The following is a 4,707-nucleotide window of genomic DNA, read 5'->3' on the forward strand; positions in this document are numbered from 1 at the left end:
ACTGACAACGATAGAAAACGTGTGATGCGGTTTCATATCGGCTCATGCTATTTACTCCTTCATTTGCTGGTAACAAACGAGGGGTTTTGTAGCATGGGCTCTCTACGGGCAGAGCCCCGAATTGCCGATCACCACCTCCATAGGAGGTGGTTTAGAGGTGACAACAAAAAAACGCCTGCATAAATGCAGGCGTTTTTTCATTAGTTTTAATTGCTAGAGCGTAGGATCTGTTACCAAGAAGATTTCAATTTCCCGGCTTGAAACTACGCCACTGGGAGTAGTTATAGTTACTACTGCCAGTCCATCACCGTCAGGATCATCAGGTCGTTTTACCGATATACCGAATGATGTAACACCTGTAGTATCGGGATAGGTGGAGCTACCGCTGGATAGAAGCGTTGCACCTGACACAGTGATATTAACACTAGAACCTGATGGCATCGGGTTGTTGAGGATATCAGAGATTACAACCTCAACAGAGTCTGTAGGGTTGTTAAACAAGTCCAGATAAGCGATATCTGTTAACGTGTCACTTTCGAGCACTCTGAAATAAGCAGTGCTGCCCGCCATAACAATTGTGTTATGTGCTCTGGCGTGCACAGCTGGTACAGCACAGTGACCTGCTGCGCGAGCAGCATCAGAACACAAGGTGCCTTGATAACGAGCGGTAGCGGGATCTGCTGGTGGCGTATAAACACCATCGGCCGCTTCCGGGATAGGATTATCAAAGAACTCCTCTAATTCACCACCATTCAGATCCGTACCTGATGTGGCCGCTTGGGCCGCTGAGGTATCTTCATCATACGCATCAGCCACTGTCGCTGTGCTGCCTAGGTTTTCATTGTGGTCAACAAAGGCATCACCGAGCGGCACAAAGTACTCACCATCGTCGAATTGGCCATTGTTATTAGCATCGAGAAAACTCTCTTCGCCTAGGATAAACGCCATAATACCTGAGCGCGCACCTTGAGGCCCCGTCGTCGCAGTGCCCACTGTCAGTATTTCATTGTTCAAACAAGGGCCAGGGGCACCCCAAGCATTTGTACAACCTGCATCTACCAAGGTGTTTTCAAAATCAAACCCTACCGAATAGCGAGGGTCTCCACTAGCTAATGGTCTTGGGTTTTGGCTGCGCCAAGTCACGCTACAAGTGCCATTCTCTGTCTGACAGCTTGGCTCAACCGCACCACCTTCAGAAGTGAAAAACACAGTGGTGCCGTCAGGAACAGGGTTATTAAAGTGATCAGCAGCGTAAGCAGTGACAACTACTTCTGTACCTGAGAGTTGCAAACCTTCCGGGTTATGATCGGACACCGCGAGAGTAAAGCTATTGTTGTCTGCCAATCCCGTACTAACAATAATCTTATCAGATACATTACTGGCAACTACTTCCCCACCTTCACTGTAGGTTGTAGCCACACGCACAGGTGTTGGAACGGTACCTGAGGTTACTGTTGTTCGTGCATAACCATTAGAGTCTGTAAACGCGGCCAGGGGTGCAATACTAACGTCACCATTGCCTGAGCTTAGTGAGAATTCCAACTCTCGGTTGGCTACCGGGTTATCGTTTGCATCAAGTAATCTGAATGTAACGATAGAGGTAGTAGGACGCTCCAAGCCACCGGCCTGTTGAATGGCGATAAATTCTTCGCTTACGCCAATAAACTGAATAGCACCAACAGATGCAGGCGCGACAACGAGGTCAATGGTTTGAGAAACGGTACGCCCCCCAGTTAACGCTGATACTTCAACACGATCAGTACCGACACAGCCAGCGGCGGTGTAAGTTGAATTAGCGAGACCATTAATGGTAACGACTGGAGAATCAATTTCAGAGGTACCAGCGATCTGACATGCAGAAGACAATTCGAGCGTTAATGTTTCTGTGTATGGCGTTACACCATCTGCTTCAAATACTTCGATATCAATAACAGTAGAGCTACCAGCTGGTAAGCTGGCTGTACGAGGGGTAGCTGCCAGTACGATGTCAGCCGCACCAACCTGAAACGCTCTGGTGACCTGCTCACCTTGAACCGTGACAGTATATTCACCAGCTCCGACTTCAGTGTCAGCAAGAATGTCTACGACCGCCTGACCAGCACTATTAGTTATAACTGAACCATTCGAAGGGCTCAGTCGGCCGATAGTCGTAACGACGTTAACCAAAGCATCAGCAATTGGAGTCGACGATCCTTCCTGAGTAACCGTCACTAAAAGAGAGCCTGGTTGAGCGTTGGAGATGTTATTTGATTCTACACATGTGTTGCTTGGAGGAACGTCACCTTCAGGGCAGTTGTATAGTGTGGTAACAATGTCAACGGTAAGGTTGTTGTCATCAACGACATCACCTTCCGTAAAGAAACCAATAGAAGTCGAACTCCCTTCAAAAGAAACAGTCAACTCGCCAGCGCCCTGTACTGAACCAGCATTAAGCTGGATAACCGCTGTACCCGAACTATCAGTCAATGCAGTCCCGCTTGCAGGTGTAAGCGTGCCCAACGTTGAGGTAAAAGTAACAACTCTCTGTTGAACCGGTTGCCCTGAAGCGTTTAACACATTAACCGTCACTACTCCTGGCTCTGCTGCTGAGATATTTACTGAAGACAAGTCAAGGCTAAGTAAGAAACTATTATCACCAGTATCAGACTCTCCATCTCCCGCAGTATTGAACGAGAAATCTGAAAATACAGAGTCTTCTTCAGCTTCAGACACTTCATCCGAAGGCAAAGCAAATGTGGCGGTAGCAATCCCTGCCCCAGCTTCAGTACCAGGCAGCAAGTTGACCGTCGCAACGCCATTCTCATCCGTTAGCGCAGTGCCTAGAGATGGATTGATTGAACCTGCGGTTGTAACAAATGAAATTAATTCATTCGACGCAGCAGCACCTTCCCTAAGCAGCGTAGCTTTCAGAAACCCTGGTTGTGCAGCTGAAACAGAACGAATTGACTCACCTGCGCTATCCACCATATTAGTTGTCAGCGTATAGGTTATCGTGGGTTGTGGTTCCGGTTCTGGATCCGGTTCCGTCTCTTGACTTAATCCATCGCCGCCGCCACATGCGACCAAAAAAAGCGAGCCAAGCAATATCCACCAGCTCTTGCGGGCTGTCGTAATCATCTTTATCTCCCTGAGAAACCAATAGCCTTTGCTACTGACCACACTACAAATAAAACAACCTCAATTTCGCCTATGGTAGGGGCACGTAAACATGTCGGCAACAAGCATTTAACAGAAAACATGGTTTAATCGGCAATACTTAGCTGTTAGTCTAAATTTTTGTGATCCACACCAGAACAATATATATCCATGTCTAATCCAACTGTGAAATACAGCCTGACAACAAAGATCTTAATAGGAATGATGTTGGGCGTGCTAACTGGCGTTTTATTGCGCAATTTGTTTCCCGACACGTCCTGGGTAGATGATTATTTAACCTATGGTCTTTTTGACGTTGTCGGTCAGATATTTATCAAAAGCTTAACCATGTTGGTGGTTCCATTAGTTTTTGTTTCCCTGGTATGTGGCACTTGCTCTCTCAGGGACGCCTCTACACTGGGCAGACTCGGAATAAAATCAATACTTCTTTATTTATTAACCACGGCAATCGCCATTAGCCTTGCGATAAGCATTGCGTTGTTCATTGGGCCCGGCGAAGGTGTGAACTTAGTTACCGATGCGACATACAATGCCAAAGCAGCACCTACATTAAGCGAAGTCTTTATTAATATGTTTCCCTCGAACCCAATAAAGGCAATGGCCGAAGGTAACATGTTGCAGATTATTGTATTTGCGCTTTTGTTCGGTATTTCTATGGCCATCGCTGGCGACGCAGGAAAACGCTTAGCCGCAGTATTTGAAGACCTAAACAGCGTTATTATGAAGCTGGTTACTATTCTAATGAATCTGGCACCTTACGGTGTGTTTGCCTTGATGGCTAAGCTCTTTACCGAGCAAGATTTTGAAACTATCGGAAGCCTCGGTGAATATTTCCTCGTCGTTTTAGGTACGCTATTGCTGCATGCCTTTGTCACCTACCCCACCATGTTGAAAACGCTCGCAGGCCTAAATCCGATTACCTTCCTGATTAAAATGCGTGATGCGGTTCTGTTTGCCTTTTCGACCAGCTCCAGCAACGCAACAATTCCTATCACAATGGAGACCGTAACCAGAAAGCTGGGGGTGAAGAATAAGATCGCCTCATTCACTGTACCACTGGGCGCCACTATTAATATGGATGGCACTGCGATTATGCAGGGTGTCGCAACCGTGTTTATCGCGCAGGTTTATGGCGTTGATTTGACCATAAGCGATTACCTTATGGTGGTACTCACCGCGACATTGGCCTCTGTTGGTACGGCCGGAGTACCGGGCGTAGGTCTTATCATGCTTTCGATGGTGCTTCAGCAGGTCAATCTTCCGGTTGAAGGTATCGCCCTGATTATCGGTGTGGACCGATTGCTTGATATGACGCGAACCGCAGTCAATGTGACGGGTGATAGCATGGTCACCTGTGTCGTTGGTAAGTCCGAAAAACAGCTGGATATGGATGTATACAACTCCGCAGAAGCTGGGCTCGCCGAGGAAGAGATTCACTTAGGCGATAAATAGCCAATCATGGCAATGCGTGCCGTCCTAAAATAAGTTGACGGTTTTCTATTAAGCCAGCGCCAATTCAGCGCTGGCTTTTTTGTGCACTTCTTCAGGCGT

General features: G+C 47.3%; 2 protein-coding genes. One reads left to right on the forward strand and one right to left on the reverse strand.

Annotated elements, in window-relative coordinates:
• Positions 1–213: 213 nt before the first annotated feature.
• Complete coding sequence (locus ABEA14_RS00005) at positions 214–3,117, reverse strand: Ig-like domain-containing protein (protein ID WP_345337668.1); 2,904 nt, start codon at positions 3,115–3,117, stop codon at positions 214–216.
• A gap of 189 nt (positions 3,118–3,306) precedes the next feature.
• On the opposite strand from ABEA14_RS00005, the gene ABEA14_RS00010 reads away from it, so the two are divergent.
• Complete coding sequence (locus ABEA14_RS00010) at positions 3,307–4,608, forward strand: dicarboxylate/amino acid:cation symporter (RefSeq protein ID WP_345337669.1); 1,302 nt, start codon at positions 3,307–3,309, stop codon at positions 4,606–4,608.
• The last annotated feature ends 99 nt before the right edge of the window (positions 4,609–4,707 follow it).

It is taken from the genome of Corallincola platygyrae, assembly GCF_039544265.1.
Taxonomy (GTDB): domain Bacteria; phylum Pseudomonadota; class Gammaproteobacteria; order Enterobacterales; family Neiellaceae; genus Corallincola; species Corallincola platygyrae.